At 61.8% G+C, this 26,412-nt stretch carries 23 protein-coding genes; 15 read left to right on the top strand and 8 right to left on the bottom strand.

Going from position 1 to position 26,412, the window contains the following annotated elements; genetic code table 11:
* Positions 1-5: 5 nt before the first annotated feature.
* The 8 genes from J2Z75_RS04535 to ligA all read left to right on the top strand — a co-directional run bounded on the left by J2Z75_RS04535 (position 6) and on the right by ligA (position 11,455).
* Positions 6-932, top strand: a complete 927-nt coding sequence (locus J2Z75_RS04535) for a D-alanine--D-alanine ligase (protein ID WP_209848245.1) — start codon at positions 6-8, stop codon at positions 930-932.
* Positions 920-1,852, top strand: a complete 933-nt coding sequence (locus J2Z75_RS04530; RefSeq protein ID WP_209848243.1) for a cell division protein FtsQ/DivIB — start codon at positions 920-922, stop codon at positions 1,850-1,852. Before J2Z75_RS04535 ends, J2Z75_RS04530 begins: the two co-directional genes overlap by 13 nt.
* Positions 1,849-3,180 (top strand): cell division protein FtsA, encoded by a 1,332-nt coding sequence (gene ftsA / locus J2Z75_RS04525; protein WP_209848240.1) that lies wholly within the window; start codon positions 1,849-1,851, stop codon positions 3,178-3,180. Before J2Z75_RS04530 ends, ftsA begins: the two co-directional genes overlap by 4 nt.
* Positions 3,181-3,271: 91 nt before the next feature.
* The gene (gene ftsZ, locus J2Z75_RS04520) at positions 3,272-5,056 is read left to right on the top strand and encodes a cell division protein FtsZ (protein WP_209848238.1); all 1,785 of its coding nucleotides are present in this window, start codon (positions 3,272-3,274) and stop codon (positions 5,054-5,056) included.
* Positions 5,057-5,400: 344 nt separating this feature from the next.
* Positions 5,401-6,333, top strand: coding sequence for a UDP-3-O-acyl-N-acetylglucosamine deacetylase (gene lpxC / locus J2Z75_RS04515; protein ID WP_209848823.1), 933 nt, complete (start codon positions 5,401-5,403; stop codon positions 6,331-6,333).
* A gap of 234 nt (positions 6,334-6,567) precedes the next feature.
* Entirely contained in the window at positions 6,568-7,401 is an 834-nt protein-coding gene (locus J2Z75_RS04510) for an outer membrane protein assembly factor BamD (protein ID WP_209848820.1), read from the top strand.
* Positions 7,402-7,434: 33 nt separating this feature from the next.
* Positions 7,435-9,108, top strand: a complete 1,674-nt coding sequence (gene recN, locus J2Z75_RS04505) for a DNA repair protein RecN (protein WP_209848232.1) — start codon at positions 7,435-7,437, stop codon at positions 9,106-9,108.
* Positions 9,109-9,295: 187 nt separating this feature from the next.
* Positions 9,296-11,455, top strand: a complete 2,160-nt coding sequence (gene ligA / locus J2Z75_RS04500; RefSeq protein ID WP_209848230.1) for an NAD-dependent DNA ligase LigA — start codon at positions 9,296-9,298, stop codon at positions 11,453-11,455.
* A 33-nt stretch (positions 11,456-11,488) separates the two neighbouring features.
* Here the strand turns inward: ligA and J2Z75_RS04495 are convergent, their stop codons facing one another.
* The gene (locus J2Z75_RS04495) at positions 11,489-13,684 is read right to left on the bottom strand and encodes a putative bifunctional diguanylate cyclase/phosphodiesterase (RefSeq protein WP_209848229.1); all 2,196 of its coding nucleotides are present in this window, start codon (positions 13,682-13,684) and stop codon (positions 11,489-11,491) included.
* 453 nt (positions 13,685-14,137) lie between these two features.
* Here J2Z75_RS04495 and J2Z75_RS04490 point away from each other — a divergent pair, with 453 nt between their 5' ends.
* The 5 genes from J2Z75_RS04490 to J2Z75_RS04470 all read left to right on the top strand — a co-directional run bounded on the left by J2Z75_RS04490 (position 14,138) and on the right by J2Z75_RS04470 (position 17,981).
* Positions 14,138-14,884, top strand: coding sequence for a fumarylacetoacetate hydrolase family protein (locus tag J2Z75_RS04490; RefSeq protein ID WP_209848226.1), 747 nt, complete (start codon positions 14,138-14,140; stop codon positions 14,882-14,884).
* Between the two features lie 194 nt (positions 14,885-15,078).
* Complete coding sequence (gene panC, locus J2Z75_RS04485; protein WP_209848211.1) at positions 15,079-15,954, top strand: pantoate--beta-alanine ligase; 876 nt, start codon at positions 15,079-15,081, stop codon at positions 15,952-15,954.
* A 2-nt stretch (positions 15,955-15,956) separates the two neighbouring features.
* Complete coding sequence (gene panB, locus J2Z75_RS04480; RefSeq protein ID WP_209848207.1) at positions 15,957-16,784, top strand: 3-methyl-2-oxobutanoate hydroxymethyltransferase; 828 nt, start codon at positions 15,957-15,959, stop codon at positions 16,782-16,784.
* Between the two features lie 166 nt (positions 16,785-16,950).
* Positions 16,951-17,667, top strand: a complete 717-nt coding sequence (locus J2Z75_RS04475; RefSeq protein WP_209848203.1) for an AzlC family ABC transporter permease — start codon at positions 16,951-16,953, stop codon at positions 17,665-17,667.
* Between the two features lie 2 nt (positions 17,668-17,669).
* On the top strand, positions 17,670-17,981 hold the full coding sequence (locus tag J2Z75_RS04470; RefSeq protein WP_209848200.1) for an AzlD family protein: 312 nt from the start codon (positions 17,670-17,672) through the stop codon (positions 17,979-17,981).
* Positions 17,982-18,015: 34 nt separating this feature from the next.
* On the opposite strand, the gene J2Z75_RS04465 is transcribed toward J2Z75_RS04470, so the two are convergent.
* The 5 genes from J2Z75_RS04465 to J2Z75_RS29500 form a co-directional block, all read right to left on the bottom strand.
* Entirely contained in the window at positions 18,016-19,851 is a 1,836-nt protein-coding gene (locus tag J2Z75_RS04465) for an aminopeptidase P family protein (protein WP_209848196.1), read from the bottom strand.
* Positions 19,852-19,990: 139 nt separating this feature from the next.
* Positions 19,991-20,524: a hypothetical protein gene (locus J2Z75_RS04460; protein ID WP_209848192.1), complete on the bottom strand. Its 534-nt coding sequence runs from the start codon at positions 20,522-20,524 to the stop codon at positions 19,991-19,993.
* Positions 20,525-20,910: 386 nt separating this feature from the next.
* Positions 20,911-21,789 carry a 50S ribosomal protein L11 methyltransferase gene (locus J2Z75_RS04455; RefSeq protein ID WP_209848189.1) on the bottom strand — a complete coding sequence of 293 codons (879 nt, stop codon included), beginning with the start codon at positions 21,787-21,789 and terminating at the stop codon, positions 20,911-20,913.
* Positions 21,790-21,881: 92 nt separating this feature from the next.
* Complete coding sequence (locus tag J2Z75_RS04450; protein WP_209848186.1) at positions 21,882-22,481, bottom strand: SCO family protein; 600 nt, start codon at positions 22,479-22,481, stop codon at positions 21,882-21,884.
* A 102-nt stretch (positions 22,482-22,583) separates the two neighbouring features.
* On the bottom strand, positions 22,584-22,706 hold the full coding sequence (locus J2Z75_RS29500) for a hypothetical protein (protein ID WP_268842032.1): 123 nt from the start codon (positions 22,704-22,706) through the stop codon (positions 22,584-22,586).
* A gap of 360 nt (positions 22,707-23,066) precedes the next feature.
* On the opposite strand from J2Z75_RS29500, the gene J2Z75_RS04445 reads away from it, so the two are divergent.
* Positions 23,067-23,534, top strand: coding sequence for a chemotaxis protein CheW (locus tag J2Z75_RS04445; RefSeq protein WP_209848183.1), 468 nt, complete (start codon positions 23,067-23,069; stop codon positions 23,532-23,534).
* Between the two features lie 192 nt (positions 23,535-23,726).
* Positions 23,727-24,356 (top strand): bifunctional nicotinamidase/pyrazinamidase, encoded by a 630-nt coding sequence (gene pncA / locus J2Z75_RS04440; protein ID WP_209848181.1) that lies wholly within the window; start codon positions 23,727-23,729, stop codon positions 24,354-24,356.
* Between the two features lie 23 nt (positions 24,357-24,379).
* Here the strand turns inward: pncA and J2Z75_RS04435 are convergent, their stop codons facing one another.
* A complete protein-coding gene (locus J2Z75_RS04435) occupies positions 24,380-24,877 on the bottom strand; it encodes a CreA family protein (RefSeq protein ID WP_209848179.1) in 498 nt (165 codons plus the stop codon).
* 94 nt (positions 24,878-24,971) lie between these two features.
* Positions 24,972-26,228 (bottom strand): GGDEF domain-containing protein, encoded by a 1,257-nt coding sequence (locus J2Z75_RS04430; protein WP_209848177.1) that lies wholly within the window; start codon positions 26,226-26,228, stop codon positions 24,972-24,974.
* Positions 26,229-26,412: the final 184 nt, after the last annotated feature.

Genomic DNA, 26,412 nt, shown 5'->3' with positions numbered 1-26,412 from the left:
TTTTTATGAGCGGTAAGCATGTGGCTGTCCTGATGGGCGGATTTTCCTCGGAGCGGCCTGTCAGCCTGTCGTCCGGGACTGCGTGCGCCGATACCCTCGAAGGCGAGGGCTACCGCGTCACCCGTATCGACGTCGATCGCAACGTCGCGTCCGTGCTGGCGGAACTGCGCCCCGACGTCGTCTTCAATGCTCTGCACGGCCCGTTCGGCGAAGACGGCACCATCCAGGGTATCCTCGAGTATCTCGAAATTCCCTACACCCATTCCGGTGTACTGGCCTCGGCGCTCGCCATGGACAAGGCGCAGGCAAAGCTTGTCGCGAGTGCTGCCGGCGTTCCCGTTGCCGAGGCGCGCGTCATGGATCGTCACGATTTCGGTTCCGATCACCCGATGAAGCCGCCCTATGTGGTCAAGCCGGTGCGTGAAGGCTCCAGTTTCGGCGTGGTGATGGTCAAGGAAGATCAATCGCATCCGCCGCAGATCGTCACCTCCAGCGAATGGCGCTACGGTGATCGGGTGATGGTCGAGCGCTACGTCTATGGGCGCGAATTCACCTGCGGGGTGATGGGCGACACGGCGCTTGGCGTCACCGAAGTGATACCCCAGGGACACGCCTTCTACGATTACGATTCAAAGTATGTAAAAGGCGGCTCAAAACACGTCATTCCGGCGGATATTTTACCGAATATTTACCAAAAAATACAAACACTCTCAGTCATGGCGCATCAGGCGATTGGATGCCGCGGCGTAAGCCGCTCCGACTTCCGCTTTGACGACCGTTTCTCTGAAGACGGAGAGCTCATCTGGCTGGAGGTCAACACTCAGCCCGGAATGACTCCAACCTCTCTGGTGCCCGAAATGGCCGTACATGCCGGCCATACGTTTGGTGAATTCCTCAAGTGGATCGTGGAGGACGCGTCGTGTTTGCGTTGAGAGGCAGGAAGGCAGGAAGGTCGCGTGCTCCGCTGGAGGCGGCTGATCTCGATGGTCAGCGCGTTTTGCCGCGGCCGTTGCGCCGTGCCGTGCGGTTCCTTGTCAGTCTCGGAACCGGCCGTTTCCACTTTGCGCCGCATACCGGTACCGTGTCGGCAGTCGCCTTTTTCGCGGCCACCGGCTTTTACGGCATGTCGCTCGGCGGGCACAGCCAGGACTTTGCGCAGACGACAACAACGGCGGTCGGTTTCGCGATCGAAGACGTCAAGGTCTCGGGCAACGATCAGACCTCCGAAATCGATATCCTGCAGCAACTGGGCCTTGATGGTGCCACCTCGCTCGTCGCCCTCGATATTGGTGTGGCGCGCAAGCTGATCAGCGAAATGCCCTGGGTCGAGGACGTTGCGGTGCGCAAGGTCTATCCCGGCACGATCGAGGTGAACCTCAAGGAGCGCAAGGCGTTCGGCATCTGGCAGCATGGTACAGATCTCTCGCTGATCGAGGCAAGCGGCAGCGTGATTGCGCCGTTGCGCGACAACAAGTTCTCGGAACTGCCGCTGTTCGTCGGTCGCGACGCGGAAACGGCTGCCGCCGCATTCTACGAGCGGTTCTCCCAGTGGCCGGAAATCAGCAAGCGCGTGAAGGCCTATGTGCGCGTTGCCGGCCGTCGCTGGGACCTGATGCTCGACAATGGCATCACCATCAAGCTGCCTGAGCACGATCTGGATCGCGCCATGCAGGTGCTCTCGACGATGGAAGAGGGGCAGCAGCTTTTGGAGCGCGACATTGCCGCGGTCGACCTGCGGCTCGAGGACCGCACAACGATCCAGCTGACCCCGGAAGCCGCCGCCCGGCGCCAGGTCGTGGTGGATGCCCGCTCGAAGCAATTGAAGAAGCAGGAACAGGATAGCCAGATATGAGCATTTTCGGTTCCTCGCATTTTGGCCTGCCGCGTTTGAAGCCGCTTTCTTCCAAGCGGTCTCATGTCGTTTCGGTACTCGACATCGGCTCGACCAAGGTGGTCTGCATGATCGGCCGGCTGACGCCGAAGGCCGAAAGCCAGATCCTGCCGGGCCGCACCCATTCGATCGAGATCATCGGTATCGGCCATCACAAGTCGCGCGGCATGAAGAATGGCGTGATCGCCGATCTGGATGCCGCCGAAAGCGTTGTCCGTCTCGCGGTCGATGCTGCCGAGCGCATGGCGGGGCTGACGATCGACAGCCTGATCGTCAACATCTCCGCCGGCCGGTTGCAGAGCGATATCTACACTGCCTCCATTGATCTCGGCGGCCAGGAAGTGGACGCTGCGGATCTCAAGAAGGTTCTCGCCGCTGCCGGCCAGCAGTCGCTGCGCCAGGACCGCGTCATCCTGCATTCGCTGCCGACGGGCTTCTCGCTCGACGGCGAGCGCGGCATCCGCGATCCCTTGGCGATGTTCGGCGATTCGCTTGGTGTCGACATGCACGTGCTGACGGCCGAGCGCGCCGCGCTGAAGAACCTCGAACTCTGCATCAACCGCGCCCATCTGTCGGTCGAAGGCATTGTCGCTACGCCCTATGCAAGCGGTCTCGCGGCTCTGGTCGATGACGAAGTCGAACTTGGCTGCGCGGCCATCGACATGGGCGGCGGCACCACGACGATCTCGGTCTTTGCCGAAGGCAAGCTGGTTCATGCCGATGCGATCAGCCTTGGCGGCCATCACGTCACCACCGATCTGGCGCGCGGCCTCTCGACGCGCATCGAGGATGCGGAGCGCCTGAAGGTGGTTCACGGCTCGGCTCTGCCCAACAGCGCCGACGAGCGCGACATCGTCTCCGTCCCACCGATCGGCGAGGACGACCGCGACCAGCCGACGCATGTGCCACGTGCTCTTGTCTCGCGCATCGTGCGGGCTCGCATCGAGGAAACGCTCGAACTCATTCGCGACCGGATCCAGCGCTCGGGCTTTTCGCCGATCGTCGGCAAGCGGGTCGTCTTGACCGGCGGTGCCGCCCAGCTGACCGGTCTGCCGGAATCGGCACGGCGGATTCTCGCCCGCAATGTCCGCATCGGCCGTCCGCTCGGCGTCTCCGGACTGCCGGCAGCGGCCAAGGGCCCGGCCTTTTCGACGGCCGTCGGCCTGATGATCTATCCGCAGGTCGCGGACATGGAAACACACGCGGCGCAGGGCGGTCTGCTCTCGTCGCTTGCAGGAAACAACAGCCGTATCGTCCGCATGGGCCAATGGCTGAAGGAAAGCTTTTGAGCCTTTCGGCCGCGGCCGACGGGATGCATACGGAATTTAGTGATTTGGCCGGCTCGGCAAGGCGGCCAGAAACCAGGAAGGAACGGGTACAATGACGATCAACTTGCAAAAGCCGGATATCACCGAGCTGAAGCCCCGCATCACCGTGTTCGGTGTCGGCGGCGGCGGCGGCAACGCTGTCAACAACATGATCACCGCGGGTCTCGAAGGCGTCGATTTCGTCGTCGCCAACACCGATGCCCAGGCGCTGACCATGACCAAGGCCGACCGCATCATCCAGATGGGTGTTGCTGTGACCGAAGGCCTCGGTGCCGGCTCGCAACCGGAAGTCGGCCGCGCGGCTGCCGAAGAATGCATCGATGAGATCATCGATCACCTGAACGGCACGCATATGTGCTTCGTGACCGCCGGCATGGGTGGCGGTACCGGTACCGGTGCTGCTCCGGTCGTCGCACAGGCTGCCCGCAACAAGGGCATCCTGACGGTCGGCGTAGTCACCAAGCCGTTCCACTTCGAAGGCCAGCGCCGCATGCGTCTCGCCGACATGGGCATCCAGGAACTGCAGAAGTCGGTCGACACCCTTATCGTCATTCCGAACCAGAACCTGTTCCGGATCGCCAATGACAAAACCACGTTTGCCGATGCGTTTGCGATGGCCGACCAGGTTCTCTATTCCGGTGTTGCCTGCATTACCGACCTGATGGTCAAGGAAGGCCTGATCAACCTCGACTTCGCGGACGTTCGCTCCGTGATGCGCGAAATGGGCCGCGCCATGATGGGCACCGGCGAAGCATCCGGCGAAGGCCGCGCAATGGCCGCAGCCGAAGCCGCGATTGCCAACCCGCTGCTCGACGAAACCTCGATGAAGGGCGCCCAAGGCCTGCTGATCTCGATCACCGGCGGCCGTGACCTCACCCTGTTCGAAGTCGACGAAGCGGCAACCCGCATCCGCGAAGAAGTGGATCCGGACGCCAACATCATCCTCGGCGCAACGTTCGACGAAGAACTCGAAGGCCTCATCCGCGTTTCGGTCGTGGCAACGGGTATCGATCGGACGGCCGCGGAGGTGGCCGGTCGTTCCGCTGACTTTCGTTCGGTAGCAGCCAGGCCGATCATCCGCCCATCGATCGCCATCCCGGCCGCTCCGGTCCAGCAGACGGTTGCCGTTCAGCAGCAGCCGGCACCTGTTGCGGCCCAGCAGCCTGTCGTTCAGCAGCAGCCTGCCGCCCAGCCGGTCCAGCAGACCAGCGATTCGATTGCCGAAGCCATTCGTGCAGCCGAACTGGAACGCGAACTGTTCCTGTCCATGCCGCGTGGCGGTGCAACGGCTCCGGTCCAGCAGGCCCAGGACGAGTTTCGCCCGCAGAGCAAGCTTTTCGCCGGCGCAGCACCGATCGAGCAACCTGTCGCCCAGGCTGCCGCCCCCGTTCAGCGAACCGTCGAAACGGTGGCCTACCAGCCGCAGCCGGCAGCCCAGGCCCCGGTTCGCCATGAGCCGGTTGCTCCGGTGATCCGCCAGCAGGCCGAGCAGGTCCGCATGCCGAGAGTGGAAGATTTTCCGCCGATGGTGAAGGCCGAAGCAGAGCATCGGTCGCAGCCGGTGCCGCAGGAAGAACGCGGCCCGATGGGTCTGTTGAAGCGGATCACCAATTCGCTCGGCCGCCGCGACGAGGAGGATCACAGCGTGTCCGCGGACATGACCGCCGGCGCGCCGGCCGCCGCCTCGCAGCAGCGTCGCCCCCTGTCTCCCGAGGCCAGCGTTTACGCGCCGCGCCGGGCGGCCCTTGACGATCGTGCCCGCGCTGCATCGCAGCCGCGTGCGCATGAAGACGATCAGCTCGAAATCCCGGCTTTCCTGCGCCGTCAGTCGAACTGATTTTCTACCCACCTTCCTCCTTGCCGAAATGCCCGGGTTCACACCCGGGCATTTTTTATGGATTGTTTTTTGTTTTCAATATCTAATCGTCCTTATGCTGCAGCGTAACAAAGCGAAAGAAACAGTGATTTGGAATGACGGCCCACTGCAATTATCTTCACGATCAGGACTGATGGGGCTGAATTGCGATTCGATACTTCGCTGGCTTGCATGTTGGACCGGTTGGCGATGCTTGGCATTGCTTTCCGATGGAGTGTCTTGCGGCGTTTTAAAACGTGCGGCTTCGGTCCCAGAATGAATTCGGCGGCAACGCCACGTAGCACTTGAAGGCGAGAAGCATGAGACTGGGAATTGGACTGCTAGGGTTTCAGACAACGATTGCACATTCTGTAACCCTGAGCGGCACCGGCGTACATTCTGGCGCCGAGGTATCAATCACGTTCCATCCGGCGGAAGCCGATAGCGGCATCGTTTTCCAGCGTGTTGTCGGCGAACAGACCATCAGCGAATTCAAGGCGGTTTCGTCACAGGTCGGCAATACCGATCTCTGCACCATTCTCGGCTTTTCGCCTGCCACCTCGATTGCCACGATCGAGCATGTGATGGCGGCGATCTACGCGCTTGGTCTCGACAATCTTCTGGTTGAAGTGCACGGCGCCGAAATGCCGATCATGGATGGCAGCTCGGCTCCGTTCATCGACGCCATCGAGCAGACGGGCATCAAGGCGCTTGCCGTCAAGCGCCGCTACATCCGCATCCTCAAGCCTGTTCGCATCGAATCGGGTGCCTCCTGGTCGGAATTCACACCTTATGACGGCATGCGTTTCGAAGTGGAGATCGATTTCGATTGCCCGCTGATCGGCCGTCAGGCCTGGAAGGGCGACATCACGCCTTCGGTTTTCAAGACGGAACTGTCGCGGGCCCGCACCTTCGGCTTCATGCGCGATGTCGAACGCATGTGGGCTGCCGGCCGCGGACTTGGCTCCTCGCTCGAAAACTCGGTCGTCATTTCCGACGACAACACGGTCATCAACATGGAAGGCCTGCGCTACAAGGACGAATTCGTTCGTCACAAGACGCTGGACGCCGTTGGCGACCTGGCTCTGGCCGGCGCGCCGTTCATCGGCTGCTACCGTTCCTATCGCGGTGGCCACAAGATGAACGCCAACGCGCTGAAGGCGCTGATGAGCGATCCGACGGCCTACGAAATTGTCGAGACCGCAACGCAGCGGCAGCGTTCGGCGCCGCGCGAAGTGATTGCCGTCAATGCGCCGTAATGCGCAGCCAGTTGTTCCCAGATGGGAAAATCTGGTCCGATCTTTGATAAGAGCCGGTCTTTTGACCGGCTTTTTCATGATAAGGCCGCCACAAAATTGCGTTAATCAATCATCATGACATTGCGGTCTTGTTGCATCTTGATCTAAAACGCGGTTCATAGGCGGCGGTATTCTTACTGCCGCGCGAGTTGGGATTTACGAATGGTATTTGCAGGCCAGTTTGATTTGAAGAAGATGGCACGTGTTGCTGTCATTGCGCTTGCGGCTTCCGCGACCAGCGTGCTGGTAACCGCCTGCCAGAACGATCCCGACATCGACATCACCAAGCTGGCCGCCGAAACGGATCCGCCGGAAGTGCTCTACAATCAGGGCCTTGCCAACCTGAATGCAGGCAAGACCACGGAAGCGGCGCGCAAGTTCGACGCCATCGACCAGCAGCATCCGTTCTCCGAATATGCCCGCAAGGCGCTGGTCATGCGGTCGTTCATCAATTACCGCAACGGCCAGTATCAGGACGCCATCAACGGTGCGAGCCGTTATCTGAACCTTTATCCTGAATCCGAAGACGCGGCCTATGCGCAGTACATCGTCGGCCTGGCCTATTCCAAGCAGATCCCCTCGGTGACGCAGGACCAGAAACCCGCCTTCAAGACGATCGAGGCGATGCAGGCGGTCGTGACCAAATATCCCGATTCGGACTATGTCGAGGACGCGCAGGCCAAGATCCGCTATGCCAAGGACCAGTTGGCCGGCAAGGAAATGCAGGTCGGCCGCTATTATCTCGAGCGCAAGGAATACCTGGCCGCGATCACCCGCTTCCGCACAGTGGTCGAATCCTATCCGAATACAAATCAGGTCGAGGAGGCGTTGTCGCGTCTGGTCGAGACCTATTTCGCCATGGGCATCACCACCGAAGCGCAGACGGCGGCGGCAGTTCTCGGACACAACTATCCGGACAGCCAGTGGTATGCCGACAGCTACAAGCTCCTGCAGACCGGTGGTCTGGAACCGCGCGAAAACGGCAATTCGTGGATTTCGCGCGCAGGCAAGCAGCTTTTGGGCGCCTAGGGCAGGACCCACGACGAAGAGATTTGAACCGGGATGCTCTCACAGATTTCGATCCGCGATATCGTCCTGATCGAACGGCTTGATCTGTCCTTCGATGCCGGTCTTTCCGTGTTGACCGGGGAAACCGGGGCTGGAAAATCCATCCTTCTCGATAGCCTGTCGCTGGCGCTTGGCGGGCGAGGGGACGGATCGCTCGTTCGCCATGGCGGCGACAAGGGGCAGGTGACGGCGGTCTTCGATGTCGGCATGGACCATCCGGCCCGGCTTATCATCCGCGAAAACGGCATTGACGACGATGGCGATCTGATCTTCCGCCGGGTGCAATCGGCCGACGGGCGGACCAAGGCCTATGTCAACGACCAGCCGGTTTCCGTGCAGCTGATGCGCCAGGCGGGACAGCTTCTCGTCGAGATCCACGGCCAGCACGACGACCGCGCCCTGGTCGACACCGACGCTCATCGCACGCTTCTCGATGCCTTCGGCGGCCTGGCCGAGGAGGCGCAGGCTGTCGCCGGCCTCTACCGCGTCTGGAAGGATGCGGAGCGCACGCTGAAGAAACACCGCGACAAGGTCGAGGCCGCTGCCCGCGAGGCCGATTATCTGCGCTCGTCCGTGGAGGAACTGGAAGCCTTGTCGCCGCAGGACGGCGAGGAGGACGATCTCGCCGAGCGCCGCTCGCGGATGATGAAGGCCGAGCGCATCGCCGTCGATATCAACGAGGCGAGCGAGTTTCTCAACGGCAATGCTTCGCCCGTGCCGCTGATCGCCTCGCTGGTGCGCCGGCTGGAGCGCAAGAGCCATGAGGCGCCGGGGCTTCTCGAAGAGACGGTGGAGCTTCTCGATGCCGCGCTCAACCAGCTTTCCGACGCGCAAATGTCGATCGAGGCGGCGTTGCGCAAGACCGAATATGACCCGAAGGAACTGGAGCGGGTCGAGGAACGCTTGTTTGCGCTGAGGGCCGCCGCCCGCAAATATTCGGTGCCGGTCACGTCGCTGCCAGCCCTTGCGGTCCGTATGATTTCCGATCTCGCCGATCTCGATGCCGGCGAGGAGAAGCTGAAGCAGCTGGAGCTGCAACTGGGCCTGACCAAGGGCGCGTTCGACGTTGCCGCTACCGCGCTTTCGACCAAGCGCCACAACACGGCGACGGCCCTGTCCGAGGCTGTTATGGCCGAACTGCCGGCGCTGAAGCTCGAGCGGGCCCGGTTCATGGCCGAAGTGACCTCAAACCCGGATGCCGCCGCTGCCGAGGGCATCGACGTGGTCGAATTCCACGTCCAGACCAATCCGGGCACGCGGCCCGGCCCGATCATGAAGGTAGCATCCGGCGGCGAACTCTCGCGCTTCCTGCTGGCGCTGAAGGTGGCGCTTGCCGATCGCGGCTCGGCGCCGACCCTTGTCTTCGACGAGATCGATACCGGCGTCGGCGGCGCCGTGGCGGATGCCATCGGCCAGCGGCTGAAGCGGCTGTCGAAGACCGTCCAGGTTCTCTCCGTCACCCACGCCCCGCAGGTGGCGGCGCGCGCTGCAACGCATCTGCTGATTTCCAAGGGGCCTTCGGCGGAAAAATCCGAAACCATCGCCACCCGCGTCGCCCGCATGGACGACAGAGCCCGCACCGAGGAAATCGCCCGCATGCTCGCCGGCGCTTCGGTGACCGACGAGGCGAGGGCGGCGGCGGTGCGGTTGCTGGCGGGCAACGTGTAGCCTTTACCCTCCCCTTGAGGGGGAGGGTCGGCGCAAAGCGCCGGGGTGGGGTTACTTTTCGCGAAATCCAATGGATCATCCCACACGCGCGTTCCGCGCGACCTCACCCTCAAGGGGAGGTGTGGCAGCGTCTTCCCATTCTTCGAAATTTCTCTAAAACGACTCCCGAAACGTGGAGTCTCCCAGCATGTCGATCGAAACCGTCGCCGTTGAAACCCTCACCCTCGAAGAGGCCGCCGCCGAGCTCGAACGGCTGGCCGGTGAACTCGCGCATCACGACGCGCTCTACCACGGCAAGGATGCGCCGGAGATTTCGGATGCGGACTATGACGCGCTGAAGCGGCGCAATGAGGAGATCGAGGCGCGGTTTCCCGAGCTTGTCCGCGCCGACAGTCCGTCGCGCAAGGTCGGCGCGGCGCCGTCGGGCATCTTCCAGCAGATCACTCATGCCCGGCCGATGCTGTCGCTCGACAACGTCTTTTCGGACGGGGACGTCAGCGATTTCATTTCCAGCGTCTACCGCTTCCTCGGCCTGCTTCCGGACAACTCCATCGCCTTTACCGCCGAGCCGAAGATCGACGGGCTCTCCATGTCCCTGCGCTATGAAAATGGCAAGCTCGTCAGCGCCGCGACGCGCGGCGACGGCACGACGGGCGAAAACGTCACGGCCAATATCCGTACCATCAGGGAAATCCCGCAGACCCTCCCGCCGGACGCCCCGGCCGTCGTCGAGGTGCGTGGCGAGGTCTATATGGCCAAGAGCGATTTCCTGGCGCTGAACGAGCAGATGGTAGCCGAGGGCAAGCAGACCTATGTCAATCCGCGCAATACGGCGGCCGGATCGCTGCGCCAGCTCGATCCGGCGATTACGGCGAGCCGCAAGCTGAAATTCTTCGCCTATGCCTGGGGCGAGATTTCGCAGATGCCCGATGATACCCAGTTCGGCATGGTCGAGGTGTTCAAGCGCTGGGGTTTTCCGGTCAACCCGCTGATGCAGCGCCTGTCGTCGATTGAGGCCATCCTCGATCATTACAATGACATCGGCCTCAAACGCCCCGACCTCGACTACGATATTGACGGCGTCGTCTACAAGGTCGACCGATTGGACCTGCAGCAACGCCTCGGCTTCCGCTCACGCTCGCCGCGCTGGGCGACGGCGCACAAGTTTCCGGCCGAACAGGCGTTCACAATCGTCGAGAAAATCGAAATCCAGGTCGGCCGTACCGGGGCGCTGACGCCCGTCGCGCGGCTGACGCCGGTCACTGTCGGCGGCGTCGTCGTCACCAATGCGACACTGCACAATGCCGACTATATCGAGGGCATCGGCAATGGAGGTGAACGCATCCGCGAGGAAGAGCACGACATCCGCGTTGGCGATACCGTCATTGTCCAGCGGGCAGGGGATGTCATCCCGCAGGTTCTTGATGTGGTGATGGAAAAGCGTCCCGAAAATTCGGAGCGCTATCAGTTTCCGAGGGTCTGCCCGGTCTGCGGCAGCCATGCCGTGCGCGAGCGCAATGAGAAGACCGGCAAGCTCGATTCGGTCACGCGCTGCACCGGCGGTTTCGTCTGCCGGGCGCAGGCGGTCGAGCATCTCAAGCATTTCGTCTCGCGCAACGCTTTCGATATCGAGGGACTGGGTGCCAAGCAGATCGATTTCTTCTTCGAGGCAGAAGATCCCGCGTTGTCGATCAAGACCGCCCCCGATATTTTCACGCTCGAAAAGCGCCAGAGCGAATCTGTCCTGACCAAGCTCGAAAATATCGACGGCTTCGGCAAGGTCAGTGTCCGCAAGCTCTATGATGCGATCAACGATCGCCGGCAGATCGCGCTGCATCGGCTGATTTATGCGCTGGGCATTCGCCATGTCGGCGAAACGACGGCAAAGCTTCTGGCGCGCTCCTACGGCAGCTATGCCGCCTTTGCGGACGCCATGAAGGCTGCCAGCGACGTCACGTCCGAGGCCTGGAGCGATCTCAACGTGATCGATGGTATCGGCGAAGTCGTCGCCCGGGCAATCGTCGAGTTTTACAAGGAGCCGCGCAACATGGATGTCGTGTCGCGCCTCCTCGATCAGGTGACGCCGCAGGATGCCGAAGCGCCGGTGGCAAGCTCAAGCCCGGTCGCCGGCAAGACCGTCGTCTTCACCGGCTCCCTTGAAAAGATGACCCGCGACGAGGCCAAGGCGATGGCCGAACGGCTGGGGGCGAAGGTCGCCGGTTCCGTGTCGAAGAAGACCGATCTGCTCGTTGCCGGTCCGGGCGCCGGCTCAAAACTCGAAAAAGCCCGCGAACTCGGCGTCGAAACCACCGACGAGGACGGCTGGTTTACCATGATCGGTGGGTAGACGCCGCCGGTTGCCGAGGCAGTCGCCTCGTCGCTATGCGGATCGCTTTGCCCGTTGATCGTCGGCCGCGGTGGCCAAAAGCGCCGCGGCTTGCTCTGCGGGCAGCGCCTTGCCGTAGCGATAGCCCTGGCCGGCCTTGCAGCCGAGCAGCCGAAGCGCGATTTCCTGTTCTTCCGTCTCGATGCCTTCGGCGATCGTTTCCAGCCCGAGCTCGTTGCCCATCGTCAGCATCGCCCGGGTGATGGCGGCGTCATGCGGATTGTCCAGCATGTCGCTGATGAAACTCCGGTCTATCTTCAGCGTCGTCAGCGGAAAGCGCTGCAGCGAACTCAGCGATGCATAACCGGTCCCGAAATCATCAAATGCAATGCCGACGCCGAGATCGCGCAAGGTGCGCACCGCTGCAAAGGCATGGTCGTCATCGAGAAGCGCAATGGTTTCCGTCACCTCGAGGCCGAGCGTGGAAGGGGCAAGCCCGTGTTTTTCCAGTGAGTCGACGACATGCTGGACAAGCGTGCTGGCGCGGTACTGGGCCGCAAAAAGATTGACGCTGACCTTGATCGGGGGAAGGCCTTCCGCCAGCCATTCGGCCGCCTGGCGGCAAGCCTCGTTCAAAACCCACCAGCCGACGGGCAAAGCAAGGGAACTCGATTCCAGTGCCGGCAGGAATGCGCCCGGAAATACCATTCCATGCTGAGGGTGCTGCCAGCGGATCAGCGCTTCCATGCCGAACACGTGTCCGTCCGCGAGCGAAACCTGCGGCTGATAATGCAGCACCAGTTCGCCATTTTGCAATGCGCGCAGCAATTCGTCCTGGATGGCCCGGCGGGCAAGCGAATCGTTTCGCATCTCCGGGTCGAACATCAGCATCGCGCTGCCGCCCGCCTGTTTTGCCCGGTAGAGCGCGAAATCGGCGCTGGCGAGCAGTTCCTCCGCGTCCGCGCCATGTTCTGGAGCGAGCGCAAAGCCAATGGTTGCCGCGACCTGGAATACATGTCCGCCCACATCGAAAGGCGCTTCGAAGGCCGAAAGAGCCGCGCCGACGGATATCAAAGCCTCGTCGAGGGTCCCGGCTTCGGGCAACAGGATCGCAAATTCGTCGCCTCCGAAACGGGCAACGGTGACATCGGCGGCGAGAACCGACGGCAGCCGAACCGCGACGGCCTGCAGCAGCGCATCGCCGACGGTATGGCCGAGGCTGTCGTTGACATCCTTGAAACCATCGAGATCGAGCACGGCGACCGTCGCCGCACGGTTCGCCGACAGCACTTCCTGCAAAAGGTTTTCAAACCGGTGGCGGTTGCTGAGGCCCGTCAGCGTATCCTGGTTGGCCATTCTGAGCAGCCGCGCATCCCGGTCCCGGCGATCGGAGATGTCCCGGATGATGGCGCCCATGCCGACACCGCGTTCATCGTTCCAGATCGACAGCGAAATCTCGATCGGCACCTCGGTCTGGTCTTTCTTGCGCGCCACGACCTCGACGGTCTTGCCGATCAGTTTGGTGCTGCCGCCGGCCAGAACCCGGGCGAGGCCTGCATGGTGCGCACCGCGAAACCGGTCGGGAATGATGATGTCGATCGGCCTGCCGATCATCTCATCGTGACTGTAGCCAAACAGGCAGAGCGCCGCGCGGTTGACGAATTCGATCAGGCCTGCCGCATTGATCGAGAAGAGGGCAAGTCCGGTGGCGTCGGAAAAATTCATCGCCGTCGAACGGACGATCTCCTTCTGGCGCAAACGCATCTGTTCCATGGCCTGAGATGCGAGCAGCTTCAGCGTCCGCTGCTGCCGCTCGTCGAATTGGCGTGGCACGGTGTCGGCGATGCAGAGCGCGCCAATGCGAAAGCCGTCTTCGGTCGTCAAGGGGGCACCGGCATAAAAGCGGACGAAAGGTGCGGCCACGACCAGGGGATTGTTGGCAAAGCGGGGGTCTTCCCGCATGTCCGGAACAACGAGGACGTCTGCGCCCTCTATCGTATGGGTGCAGACCGACATGGAACGGGCGGTATCAGAGATATCGACGCCGTGGGCCGCCTTGAACCGCTGGATATCCTTTTCAACCAGCGTGATGAAAGCCATCGGGGTTTCGAACAAATGGGCGGCAAGCTGCGTGATCGCGTCGAACCGTGGCTCCGGTGCCGTGCCGGCGATCCACAAGCCGGCAAGCGCTTCCAGTCGACCGCGCTCGATGCCGCAATCCTCATCCCCAACAACTGCGTCTTTGTGCATGCCCATTCCAAATCCCGGCGTTAGGGTTCAACGGCGGAGCCGGCGCAACCGGTGGTGTTCCGTTTGTCCTCCTCGCACAGCTCAGTCTTCGCCTCAGAGTAGTGAAGATCGGTTATCAACTGCTAAAGAATTTCTACCGGATTTCAGGGGGTGAACACGCAAAGCGTGCGTGATTGTGCTTCAATCGCGCACATCTCAGCCAAGGGTGCCTGCGCCGGTGACGCCGCCGGGTTCACTGCCTGACTCAACGATCTGGTCGAAGCTGCCATAGGCGCTGAAGAGCTAGCCGGGCTGGAAGGGTCGGACCGTCATCGATGCCGAAAATCCGATCGCGGCGCCGCTCCGCGCGCCCGTTTCAAATTCGGCGCGACACCTGCCGTCAAATAGTGTCCTATGGGTCCAGGCGGTCGAAGAACTGCCGGTGTCAACCAGAACCCGAGGAACACGCAAGAGATGAAACTGGCTACTCTCAAAGACAGTACCCGCGACGGCAAGCTCGTCGTGGTCTCCAAGGATCTGACCCGCTGCTCGGAAGTCGGGCATATCGCCCGCACGCTCCAGGCAGCCCTTGACGACTGGGCTCATGTAGGGCCGCGGCTGGCACGCGTTGCCATTGGCGTGGAGACCGGCTCGCAGCCGACCATGCGTTTTCACGAGCATGATGCCGCTTCGCCGTTGCCGCGCGCCTTCTTCTGGACCGGCGGCTCGGGTGGTTTTTCCGGCCCGCGTGATCCCGTTCTGATCGCGGACGGTGCCTCCGACATTTCCATGACCACCCAGCTTGCCGTGATCGTCGATGATGTCGATGCGCAGGCAGGTGCCGACGAGGCGAAGCAGGCCATCCTGCTCGTTCTACTCGCCGCCGATATTTCAACGGATGGAACCGGTGCCGGTTCATCCTTCTCGCCGGTCGCGGTGACACCCGACGAACTGGGCGAGGGGGCGGATCTTTCGCTGCTCGTCCGCCGCAACGGCAAGCCGCTCGAGAGTGGCAAAGGCAGCTCGAAGGACAGCGCCGGTGTTGTTGCGGCTGCGGCCAGGAGCCGCTCGCTGGTCGCAGGCAGCATCGTCGCCACCGGCGCATGCCTTGCCACTTCGTCGTTGTCCGTCGGTGACACGGTCCGTATCGAGATGAACGACCGCACCGGACACTCCATCTTCGGAGCCATTGAACAGACGGTCGAAACACGCGGCAAATGACGGTGTCGGGTTCCGGCCTGCCCGGAACCCGATGTCCGGACTGACAATTCCTGCCTTCGATTCTTGAATTGTCTTTTTGCACCGCACACGTTAGGAAACCGCGCCGGGTTTCGTGCGGACACTTTCTCATGAAAAACCGGCAGGGCCAGCCGTCGTGGACAAGGCGGCAAGCTTGCGGATTGGAGGATCCCGAGATGGAAACGATCACCACCATTGCAGAGCTGCGCGCGCGTCTGGCCGAATACCGCCGTGCCGGCAAGACCATCGGCCTGGTGCCGACCATGGGTTACCTGCATGTCGGCCACATGGAACTGGTTGCCCGGGCGCGCGCCGCTAACGACATCGTCGTCGTTAGCCTGTTCGTCAATCCCTTGCAGTTCGGCGCCCATGAGGACCTGACGAAATATCCGCGCGATCTTGCCCGCGACCAGGCGATGCTGATCGAAGGCGGGGCCGATTTCCTCTTCGCTCCCGGGGTTTCGGACATGTATCCGCATCCTATGCAAACCGTGGTCGACGTGCCGACGCTCGGCAGCGAGCTTGAAGGCTCGGTTCGTCCCGGTCATTTCGCCGGCGTCGCCACCGTCGTCACCAAACTCTTCAATATCGTCCAGCCGGACCGCGCCTATTTCGGCGAGAAGGACTTCCAGCAATTGCAGATCATCCGCCGCATGGTGGGGGATCTGGCGCAGCCGGTCGAGGTGGTCGGCGTTGCGACGGTGCGCGAGGCTGACGGCCTCGCCTGTTCCTCGCGCAACGTCTACCTGACACCGGCGGAGCGGGCTGCCGCAGCGATTGTGCCCAGGGCGCTCGATGAGGCTGAACGCTTGATTGCCGGCGGCCTGACGAATGTGGTGGAGCTTGAAAAAGCGATCATTGACTTCATCGCTTCCGAGCCGCTGGCAAAGCCCGAAGTGGTCGCGCTGCGCGATCCGGAAACACTGCATGAATTGACGGAAATCGGCGAAAAACCGGTTCTTCTGTTGCTTTTTATCCGCTTCGGGAGCACGAAGCTGCTCGATAACAGGGTTTTCAGCCCAAAAACCGCAAAATTTTCAAAGGTGGCGTGAGCATGAGTGTACAGGCAGTAAAGCGGCGCCTGAGCCCCGGCAATATCGAGGCGCTGAAGGGCGAGCGTCCGATCGTCAGCCTGACGGCCTACACCACGCCGATTGCCCGCCTTCTCGACCCGCATGTCGATTTCATGCTGGTCGGAGATTCGCTCGGCATGGTGCTCTACGGTCTGGATTCGACCGTCGGCGTCACGCTTGACATGATGATCGCCCACGGACAGGCGGTCATGCGCGGCTCGGAAAAGGCCTGCGTCGTTGTCGACCTGCCGTTCGGCTCCTACCAGGAATCGAAGGAGCAGGCTTTTAACAGCGCCGCCCGCATCCTGAAGGAAACCGGCTGCAGCGCGGTCAAGCTCGAAGGCGGAGCCGAGATGGCCGAGACGGTCGATTTTCTCACCCAGCGCGGCATTCCGGTGCTTGGCCATGTCGGCCTGATGCCGCAGCTCGTCAATACGCTGGGTGGTTATCGTTCGCTCGGCCGCAGCGAGAAGGAAGCCGCCAAGATCAGGCGCGACGCCAAGGCGATCGATGATGCCGGCGCCTTTGCCATTGTCATCGAAGGCACGATCGAGCCGCTGGCGCGCGAAATTTCCGAAACGCTGCGCGCGCCCACCATCGGCATCGGCGCGTCGCCGGCCTGTGATGGCCAGATCCTGGTGTCGGACGATATTCTTGGGCTCTTCAGCGATTTCAAGCCACGCTTCGTCAAGCATTTCGCCGAACTCGCACCGCAGATCTCGGCCGCTTTCGAAGCCTATGCCAACGAAGTCAAGGCCCGGACCTTCCCCGGCATCGAGCATACGTTTCAGGTGAAGCCCAAGGCTTGACCTCAGATTACGCAGCGATCCGGAGTTCGATCAGAAATTCGGATCGCTGCATCAATCTTATTGAATTGTTCGCGTGCCGGTCGCGGCCTATCTGTGCGTTCCATGTCTCGCACAATCTGGGGAAGCGTTGTTTGGCCTTTGGCCCTCGCTCCGGAAAGTTTCCTTCATGACAAAAGACGATTTCTGGCAGGGCATTCGCGGCGGTTTTCCCGTCATGGTGTCGGCTTCACCGTTCGGGGCGCTGTTCGGTGCGCTGGCGGTCGATAACGGATTTTCGGTTTTCGACGCGGTCTTCATGAGCGCCACGGTCTATGCCGGCGCCAGCCAGATGGTCGGCATCGAGCTGTTCGGCCACAACGTCCAGCCGTGGCTGATCGTGCTGTCGGTCTTCGCTGTGAACTTTCGCCATATCCTCTATTCGGCATCGATCGCCCGACATATCCGCCATTTCTCCGCCGTACAGAAGTTCTTCACCTTCTTCCTGCTGGTCGACCCGCAATATGCCGAAACCGAGAAGCGGGCCGAACGCGGCGAGCCCGTGACGTTCGCCTGGTATCTCGGCTTTGCAATGATCATCTATCTGCCCTGGCAGTTCATGACCATGCTTGGGGCGATCTTCGGCCAGATGATCGGCGATCCGCGTGCCATCGGGCTCGATGTACTGTTGCCGATCTACTTCATGGGGCTCGTTCTCGGTTTCCGCCAGCGCGACAACTGGCTGCCAGTCGTTGCCGTCAGTTCGCTGGCCTCGATCGCGGCCCTGCATGTCGTCGGGTCGCCCTGGCACGTGAGCATCGGCGCCATTGCCGGCATCCTGCTTGCCGCCTGCCTGCCGCTGTCGAAACGGCACGAGGAACCGGTCACTCTGGAACACGAGGTCTGATCATGGACAGCGCGGAACACATGCACCTGATCTACATCATCCTCGCCGCGGCGCTTGCGACATTCCTCACCCGCATCGGCGGTTACGTGATGATCACGCAGATGAAGCGCATCCCGCCGCGCATGAAAGCGGCGCTGAACGCGGTGCCCGCCGCCGTGCTCTCGACACTGGTCGCGCCCGCCTTCATCTCCGGCGGCTGGGACGTGGCAGCGGCCATGCTCGTTGCGCTGGCGGTGGGCCTGCGCTTCTCGTCACTCTGGATGTTGCTCGTCGGCTGGCTCGTCGTCATGGCGATCCGCCATGTTGTGATATAGGCTATTGCCCGCTCCGTTAGGAGCGGGCATCACCTCAGCGCCCCAGCGGTTCCGTCGCCGTTTTCAACCACTCCAGCACCGTCTCATCCGAAATCAAGGGCAGCAGCTTCTCCTGCGTCGCTGCATGATAGGCGTTCAGCCAATCCAGCTCCTCATCCGTCAGCAGGCTGGTGATCACCAGACGCCGGTCGATCGGGCAGAATGTCAGCGTTTCGAAACCGAGCATCGGCAGATCGCCGCCTGCGATCTCGCTCGCCTCCAGCACATGCACGAGGTTCTCGATACGGATGCCGAAAGCGCCGGGGCGGTAGTAGCCGGGCTCGTTCGAGAGGATCATGCCGGGCAAAAGTTCCTGCATCGAGGCGCGCGATATGCGCTGCGGTCCCTCATGCACCGACAGGTAGGAGCCGACGCCGTGACCGGTGCCGTGGGCGAAATCGGCGCCGGCCTTCCAGAGCGCGATGCGGGCCAGCGGATCGAGATCGACACCGCGCGAGCCTTTCGGGAAGCGAGCGACGCTGATGGCGATCATGCCCTTCAGCACCAGCGTGAAGAAACGCCGCTGTTCCTCCGGCACTGTGCCGATCGCGACGGTGCGGGTGATATCCGTTGTGCCGTTGATGTACTGGCCGCCGGAATCGATCAGGAACATCGTGCCGTCGGCAATGGTCAGGTCGCTTTCGCTCGTCACACGGTAATGCATGATCGCCGCGTGTTCGCCGGCGCCGGAAATCGTGTCGAAGGAAATGTCCTTGAGCGGATTCTGCATGCGTTGGCCGACATTGGCCCGGCAGGCCTCGAGTTTTTCGACGGCGGCAATTTCGGTGACCGTTTCAGGTTGCGTGCTGTCGAGCCAGGCGAGGAACTCGACCATCGCCACGCCGTCCTGCAGATGGGCGCGGGCGGAGCCTTCCAGCTCCGCCGCGTTCTTGCGGGCGCGGGGCAGGCGGGCCGGATCGATCGCCTCGATCACGGTGCCGCCGCTCAAGCGGATGCGCTCGGCCAGCGCGAAGGGCGCATGATCCGGATCGATCATGATCTTCGCCCCGGTTGCGCCGAGGGCCGCGATCCGGTCCTCGAAGGAGGCGGGCGCTTCGAGACTGGAAAGCTGGGTGAGATAGGCTTCCTCCTCGATGCCGGCCTTGCGCTTGTCGAGAAACAGCTCGGCCTTGCCGTCGGCATGGACGACGGCGCGGGCGAGCGGATGCGGCGTATGCGGCACATCGCTGCCGCGGATGTTGAACGTCCAGGCAATCGACGAGGGATCGGTCAGGACAACGGCATCGGCGCCCGCTTTGGCGATCTCTTCTGCCATGGTCGCGATCTTGTCCCTGGCAAGAAGACCGGAATGATCGAGCGGCTGGATCTTGACCCGGCCGAGCGGGGCCGCCGGTCTGTTTTCCCACAGGCGGTCGAGCGGATTGTGGTCGAGGAAGACCAGCGCGCCGCCCAGCCCTTGCAGGGCTTTCTCCAGCTTGCGGACTTCCGCGCCCGTATGCAGCCAGGGATCGATGCCGAGGCGGAAGCCCTTTTTACCATTGTGTTCCAGCCAGAGATGCGGCGGTTCTCCGACGAGGTCGCCTCCGGTGAATACGGTGCCGTCGACCTGCTCTTTGAGCTGGGTGACGTAGCGGCCATCCACAAAGACAATCGCCTGACTCTGCGTCACCAGAGCAATGCCGGCCGAGCCGGTAAAGCCGGAAAGCCAGGACAGCCGCTCGGCCGACGCGGGCACGTATTCGCCCTGGTATTCATCGGCGCGGGGCACGAGAAAGCCATCGACATCGAGTGCTTGAAGGGCGGCGCGCAACGCATCGACGCGTTCCTTGCCGAACTGCGGAGTGGAGGTGACTTCAAAGGACTGGAACATCTGATTTTCCTGCGATGGGAAGGAGCCGGTGGCCGGGGTCGCGCTGTGCGAAGGAGACCGATTCCTGAACGGATGCGTGCACTCTAGCGGAAACAGCGAGCGCTGCGAAAGCCCGTCTTTCTGACTTAAACCTGCTTGCTCAGCCTTTGACGAATTTCCGGATGACATCCCGGGTCAGCCGCTGGTTGTTCTGCGCCCATTGGTCGTCGGTAAAGAACACCGGCTCGTTCGGGTCCCAGCCGCTGCAGGTGAAATCCGATTGCCGCGCGAAGAAGGCGACGAAGTCTGCTTCTTTCTCCCAGTTGGCGATGGGGTCGCCGACATTGTGGCCACCGTCGTAGATCTCGCGCAGCGTGATTGCATTGCCGGTGCGGATCAGTCCATGTCCGCAATAGTCCCGGTGGAATTCATGGATCAGCCCAGAACCCTGTTCGCAGGTCATCAGCTTCCGATAGAGGTCGCGCGCCAGCTTCGTGCCGAATGTCGCGTGACTGAGGCGGTCCCGGCATTCGAGGTGCCGCCGCCGCATTTCTTCTTCCGAGGCGTTAACCAGCGGGTAGGGCGGCCATTCTGGCTGGCTTTGCTTTTTGTCGCCGCGCATCGACCAGAGAACGGTGCCCAGCACCCAGACGATCAGCCCGAGGCAGATGAGAGGTATGATTATCGCCAGCATCTCGCCTCCCGGGTCTCACTGTCACATTTATCATACTTATGCGCCATGCGCATGGCACCCATGCTGCAATGCACCTAGCCGCGTTTCAAAAATAGTCTATAAACCCGCTCAACGAACACGGACGCAAATCTGTTGTTCATGCGAATGCCAGATGGCAAGAGCTGCACGGTCTGAACATGGTTGGTCATCCTTCTCCTCCTCCCTCCGGGTGGCCAATTTCAGACTGTGAAGAGTCCGCTTGAGCGCTCCTCCTCCTCAAGCTCGCGGACATGACCGGCTTGCCGGTCAGCGGGCGATGCTTCGGCATCGCCTTTGTTTAGAAAACCCGCTTGTCCATGACGGACAGGCGGGTTTTTCCTTTTCAGGCCTTTAGAAAACGCCGCCTCTTACGGGCGGTCGAGATGGATCGTCACCCAGCCGTTGCGCCAGATGGTGCGCACATGGCGCAGATGCTGGCCGTTATAGGCCGAGAGCACTTTCCAGCGCTGGGACGCGAGAATTCCCGAGAGAATCACCGAGCCGCCGGGTGCCAGATGGCTGGCGAGCTGCGGCGCCATCCTGATCAGCGGGCGGGCGAGGATATTGGCGATGATCAGGTCGAAAGGTCCATGCGCGGCAAAGGCCGGCGAATGGAAGCCGGGGGCTGTCACTGTTGTGATACCCGTGGCGATGCCGTTGCGTTTGACGTTCTCGGCTGCGACTCGGGTGGCGATCGGGTCGATGTCGGTTGCCAGCACCGGAACCGGCTTCAGCTTGCGCGCCGCAATCGCCAGCACGCCGCTGCCGGTGCCGAGATCGAGCGCATTGCGGACCTTGCGGGCGCGCATGACGGTTTCGATGACCTCGAGGCACCCTGCCGTCGTGCCGTGATGGCCGGTGCCGAAGGCCTGGCCGGCGTCGATCTCGATGGCGATATCGTTGAGGCGGACCTTGTCGCGGTCATGCGAACCGTGGACGAGGAAACGGCCGGCGCGCACCGGCGACAGGCCTTCCAGAGACTTGGCAATCCAGTCGACATCCGGAATGATTTCCCGCTCGATCTTGGCATTCGGGAATTGCGCGGCGATGACGGCGGCGAAGCGCTCGCGCATGGCCTCTTCCTCGTCGAAGTCGAGATAGAGCGAGGCTTCCCAGATGTCCTTCTTCTCGTCCATCTCCATCGTGGCGATGGCGTAGCCCTCATCCTCGAAGGCATCTGTCATCAGGTCGAGCGCGACTTCGGACAGTTTCTCGGTCGTGGTGATGAAGAGGCGCAGGTCGCTCAATGTCTTTGTCCTTGTCGGCAAGTGCTTGCCGTTGGGACGGCTTGCGCGGCTCTAGCATGCCTGCCGATCAAACGTAAAGCAAAGTCGGCACCTTAAGACCTGGTGAGGTTTTCCAGTTTCTTGACAGCGGTATCCGGGTTCTCGCCATAGGCGATCGTACCGGTGAACTTGCCTTCGGCATCCAGCAGGAAAACCGACGCTGTGTGGTCCATCGTATAGTCGCCGCCCGGGTTCTTTTCGTCCAGTGGAACTTTCTTCGCATAGACCCGGAACCCCTTGACCATCTCCATGACCTTGTCCGGCGGACCGGAAATGCCGGTGATGCGCTTGGAGACGTTCGAGACGTACTGGCCAAGAATTTCCGGCGTGTCGCGCTCCGGATCGACGCTGATGAAATAGGCCTGCAGCTTGGTGCCGTCCGGATCGACCTTTTCCAGCCAGCCGTTCAACTCGAACAGGGTCGTCGGGCAAACTTCCGGGCAATGGGTGAAGCCGAAGAACAGGGCCGTCGGCTTGCCGGTGAAGGCCTTTTCGGAAATCGGCTGGCCGGTCTGGGATACGAGTTCGAAGGGAACGCCGAACGGGCCGGCGGCGATCTGATCCTTGGAGGTAGTCATCTCGTAGCTGAGCCAGCCGAGTGCGGCTGCGACCACGGCGACGGCCGCCCAAAGAACGATGCGAAGTGCTTTCATGATGATGTCCGGTCCGGTTCGCCAATCTCGATGACCAGATAGCCCTTTGGCACCGGCGTTGCAAATGGTCGCGCAGCCAGCGTCAAAATGCGGCAGGTCCGGTCAGAAGCACCAGGAGAGACTGTTTTCCGCCATTGTCAGGAACATCTCCGGCCCCTGGACGATCCATCCGAGAAAGGCCGCGGAAAACAACAGAAAGCCCGCGCCGGCCAAGGCTATGATCATCAGCGGTTGCGGGTGCTTTCTGGCATCATCTTGCATGGCGCCGATGATACCCTTCGGCTTTCCATATGAAAAGCCGCAATCGATGCGTTCGCGGTCCGGTTGGGGGGGCGCCGGTCATGACGCCGTTAGAATTAAGCGGCCATTTTAGCAAATGTTTAATTTCTGTTTGCCATGTTCGGAATGCGTGAAGGAGTACGAATCTCTTTGCCGACATGACGTCGCCGGTTCTTATCCAGCCCGGTCTCCCGCATCATCGTCCGCCAGGCCTCTTGAGGGGCAAACTGGCCGGCGCCTCTAGCAGCCTCGCGTCGTCCATGCCCAAGGCATCGGGTTCCGCCGAAACCGGGAAGAATTCTGATCATGAACAACAATGCCATCAAGCAATCCGGTGCCTATCTGGAAATCGTTTCCTTCCATCTGGGCGATCAGGAGTTCTGCATCGACATCATGGCTATCCGCGAAATCCGCGGTTGGGCGCCGGTGACACCGATGCCGCATACGCCGCCTTACGTTCTCGGTCTGATCAACCTTCGCGGCGCCGTCATCCCGGTCATCGACATGGCCTGCCGCCTCGGCATGAAGATGACCGAGCCGTCGGAGCGCTCGGCGATCATCGTCACCGACATTGCCGGAAAGCTGGTCGGCCTGCTGGTCGAGCAGGTTTCCGACATGATGACGATCAAGAGCGAGGCCCTGCAGCCGGCGCCGGAGATCATTCCGGAGGCACAGCGTGCCTTCTGCCGCGGCATCGTTGCCTTGGAAAAGAGCATGGTCTGCTTCCTCAACCTCGATACGGTCATCGCCGACGAACTGGCGCAGGCCGCTTAAGCCGAACATTTATGGTGAGAACCGCGGAGACCGCCTGGGCTTGACCCGGCGGTCTCCGCGCGTTTTGCGCTGGTGTCAATCACCCCGCGCGAACCTATGGCTTGGCCCGCCGCTTGCGTCGGTCTAGTCTGAGCCCGCCGGGAATCCCTCGGGCATTGAAAGCCGCAGCTGCCGGAATGATGGAGACCGCCCGTGAAATGTCTTTTGCTCGTCGATATCCAGAACGGCTTCTGCTCCGGCGGAAACCTTGCCGTGCCGAATGGCCAGGATATCGTGCCGATTGCCAACCGGCTGATCTCGGAGGGTGAATATGATCTGGTGGTCGCATCACAGGATTGGCACCCGGCGGACCATGGCAGCTTTGCCTCGCAGCATCCCGGCAGCCGTCCCTTCGAGATGGGCACGCTGGGCGGCGAGCCGCAGATGCTCTGGCCCGATCACTGCGTGCAGGGAACAAGCGATGCCGATTTCCATCCGGACCTCGACACGGCACGGGTCGGCTATGTCCAGCGCAAGGGGCAACGCCGCGACGTCGACAGCTATTCGGCGTTTCGCGACAACGACCATTCCGCCTTGACGGGCCTGTCGGATTATCTCGCCGAAAAGCGGGTCGACGTTCTCGATGTCTGCGGGCTTGCGACCGATTATTGCGTCAAGGCCTCGGCGCTTGACGCCAAGGCGATGCTGCCAGGCACGGATATCCGCTTCGTTGCCGATGCCAGCCGCGGGATCGATGCGGCCGGGGTCGAAGCTGCAATAGCCGAAATGGCAGCGGCGGGCATCCGTATCATCACGTCCGCCGATGCGATCGGTAGCCGTTGATTGCGTCACACACGATGATGGGCTTACTTCGGCGCGCCGTTCGTCCAGGTCACCGGCTGCTCGAACAGCGGAATGGTCGAGATCGACATCTTGGCGGAACCGTCGGTCAGCTCGCGCGAATGGGCAAGATAGATCAGCGTGTTGTTCTTCTTGTCGTAGATGCGCGTGACGATCAGTTTCTTCCAGATCAGCGACAGTCCTTCACGGAATACTTCCTCGCCCTTCTGGCTGAGGCCGATATCGCCGATTGTCACCGGCCCGGTCTGGCGGCAGGAGATCGAATTGTTGGACGGATCCTCGAACCAGTTGCCGTTTTTCAGGCGGTCGATGACGCTGCGGTCGAAATAGGTGACATGGCAGGTCACGCCTGAAACTTTCGGGTCGGTTACAGCATCGATGGTGATGTCGTTGCCGAGCCAGTCGACACCGACTTCGCCGACCGTTTCGGCTTGCGCTGGAAGGGAAACAAAGCTTGTCGCAAGAAGTGCGCAGACACTGACGAGGCGGATGGGAAGCGGCATTTTGGTTCTCCGGATGCGATGCCATCTCACATAGGATGTCTGGCCGGCAAAGCAAGTCTCGGCGCCGGAGCTGCACTGGGTGCCGCTTGAGATGTCAGCCTGTACTGGACAGGGGCCGCGCTGGGCCTATCGCGCCGGCTGTGGCGGCCCGCATCTGGGCGGCAGCGCCGGCCAGCGCCCGGGCACTGGCAGCCGATGCCGCGTGCAGGCTTCCGGCGATGCTCAGCCTGTCACGTCCCATCGCCTTGGCCTCATAGAGCGCCACATCTGCCTGCACCATGGCTTCGGCAAGCGAGCCGCCCGGATCGGCCATGGCGATACCGATGCTGACGGTCATCGCGATGCTCGTGCCTTTGGCGCTGGCCGGGGTCGTTCTGACCGCCGTGCAGATTGCCTCGGCGATTTCGGCCGCTTCCAGCCTGCCGATGCCGCGCATCGCGATACCAAATTCCTCGCCACCCAGGCGGCCGAGAATACCGCGTCCGGCAAGCGTTTCGCGTACAGTCCTGGTGAAGTGCGCGAGCGCCACGTCGCCGCCAGCATGGCCATGGAGGTCGTTGATCTGTTTGAACCGGTCAAGATCGAGCAGCATGAACGCCGTCTGGCGACCAGACGCCTTTTCGGCTGAAAAAATCCGCTCGAGTTCTGTCATGAAGGCGCGGCGCGACAGGGCGCCGGTCAGATCGTCATGGGCGATCATATGGCGGAGATTGGCGATCACCCATCCGTGCAGCATCAGGATAATGCCGAGAAAAAACAATGGCATGACCAGTGCCCGGGCAGCCAGGATCGCTGTCGTCCAGAGCGGCTCCGCGGCGCTGCCGAACGCGTCGAAACCAGTGGTAACGGTCGCGGCCCGCAAGGCGTGAAGGGTAGCGACCGCGAAGGCGGTAACGCAGCAAAACAGCATATAAGGCGCGATCGCCCGCTCCTTTGGCCAATGGCGGACGATGCTGGCGCCGATGAGGAGGCAGATCAGGCTCGAGAACCCGGCGCCGACCGATACCCGCGCCGCAAGGCTTTCGACCGCATAGCTGAAGAACAGCAGCACCATGGTGAGGCCGGCAAGGGTGATTGCGACCGGCCAGATGCCGAGCGGCGGCCTGCCGAGGAACTCTCTGAAGCCCTTCAGGGTGAGCAGGCAGGCGGCGACCGTCAATGTCGCACCGCCCACGGTGTGGAACCAGGCGGGCGCGACACTTGCCGCCAGGCTGACCGATGCCGCAAGGGCTGCGAGCGCGCAGGCGGCGCAGAAACGTGCGATACCCGGCACACCGGTCGTGCGCAGAGACAGGAGCACGGGGAACATCACCACGAGGGAAATGACTGCGATGGCGGAAAGAAAGCTCATGGGCACGAATTCCTGCCGAGTGGGCGCTCAAAAAAGTTTTGGTCCGTTCATGCGGATAAGCTCGAATTGGTATTATTGGCGCTTTAATTTTTTCGGCCGAAATTCGCTGCAATTTTACCCAATCTACCCGTGCCGGCACAATTTCCACGGGTATTTGGGAAGTTTCCGGTCAAGCGGGGCAAAG

The organism is Rhizobium herbae (genome assembly GCF_017873135.1).
In the GTDB taxonomy this organism is placed as follows: Bacteria; Pseudomonadota; Alphaproteobacteria; order Rhizobiales; family Rhizobiaceae; genus Pararhizobium; species Pararhizobium herbae.
This window is presented reverse-complemented; position numbering and strand designations above follow the sequence as displayed.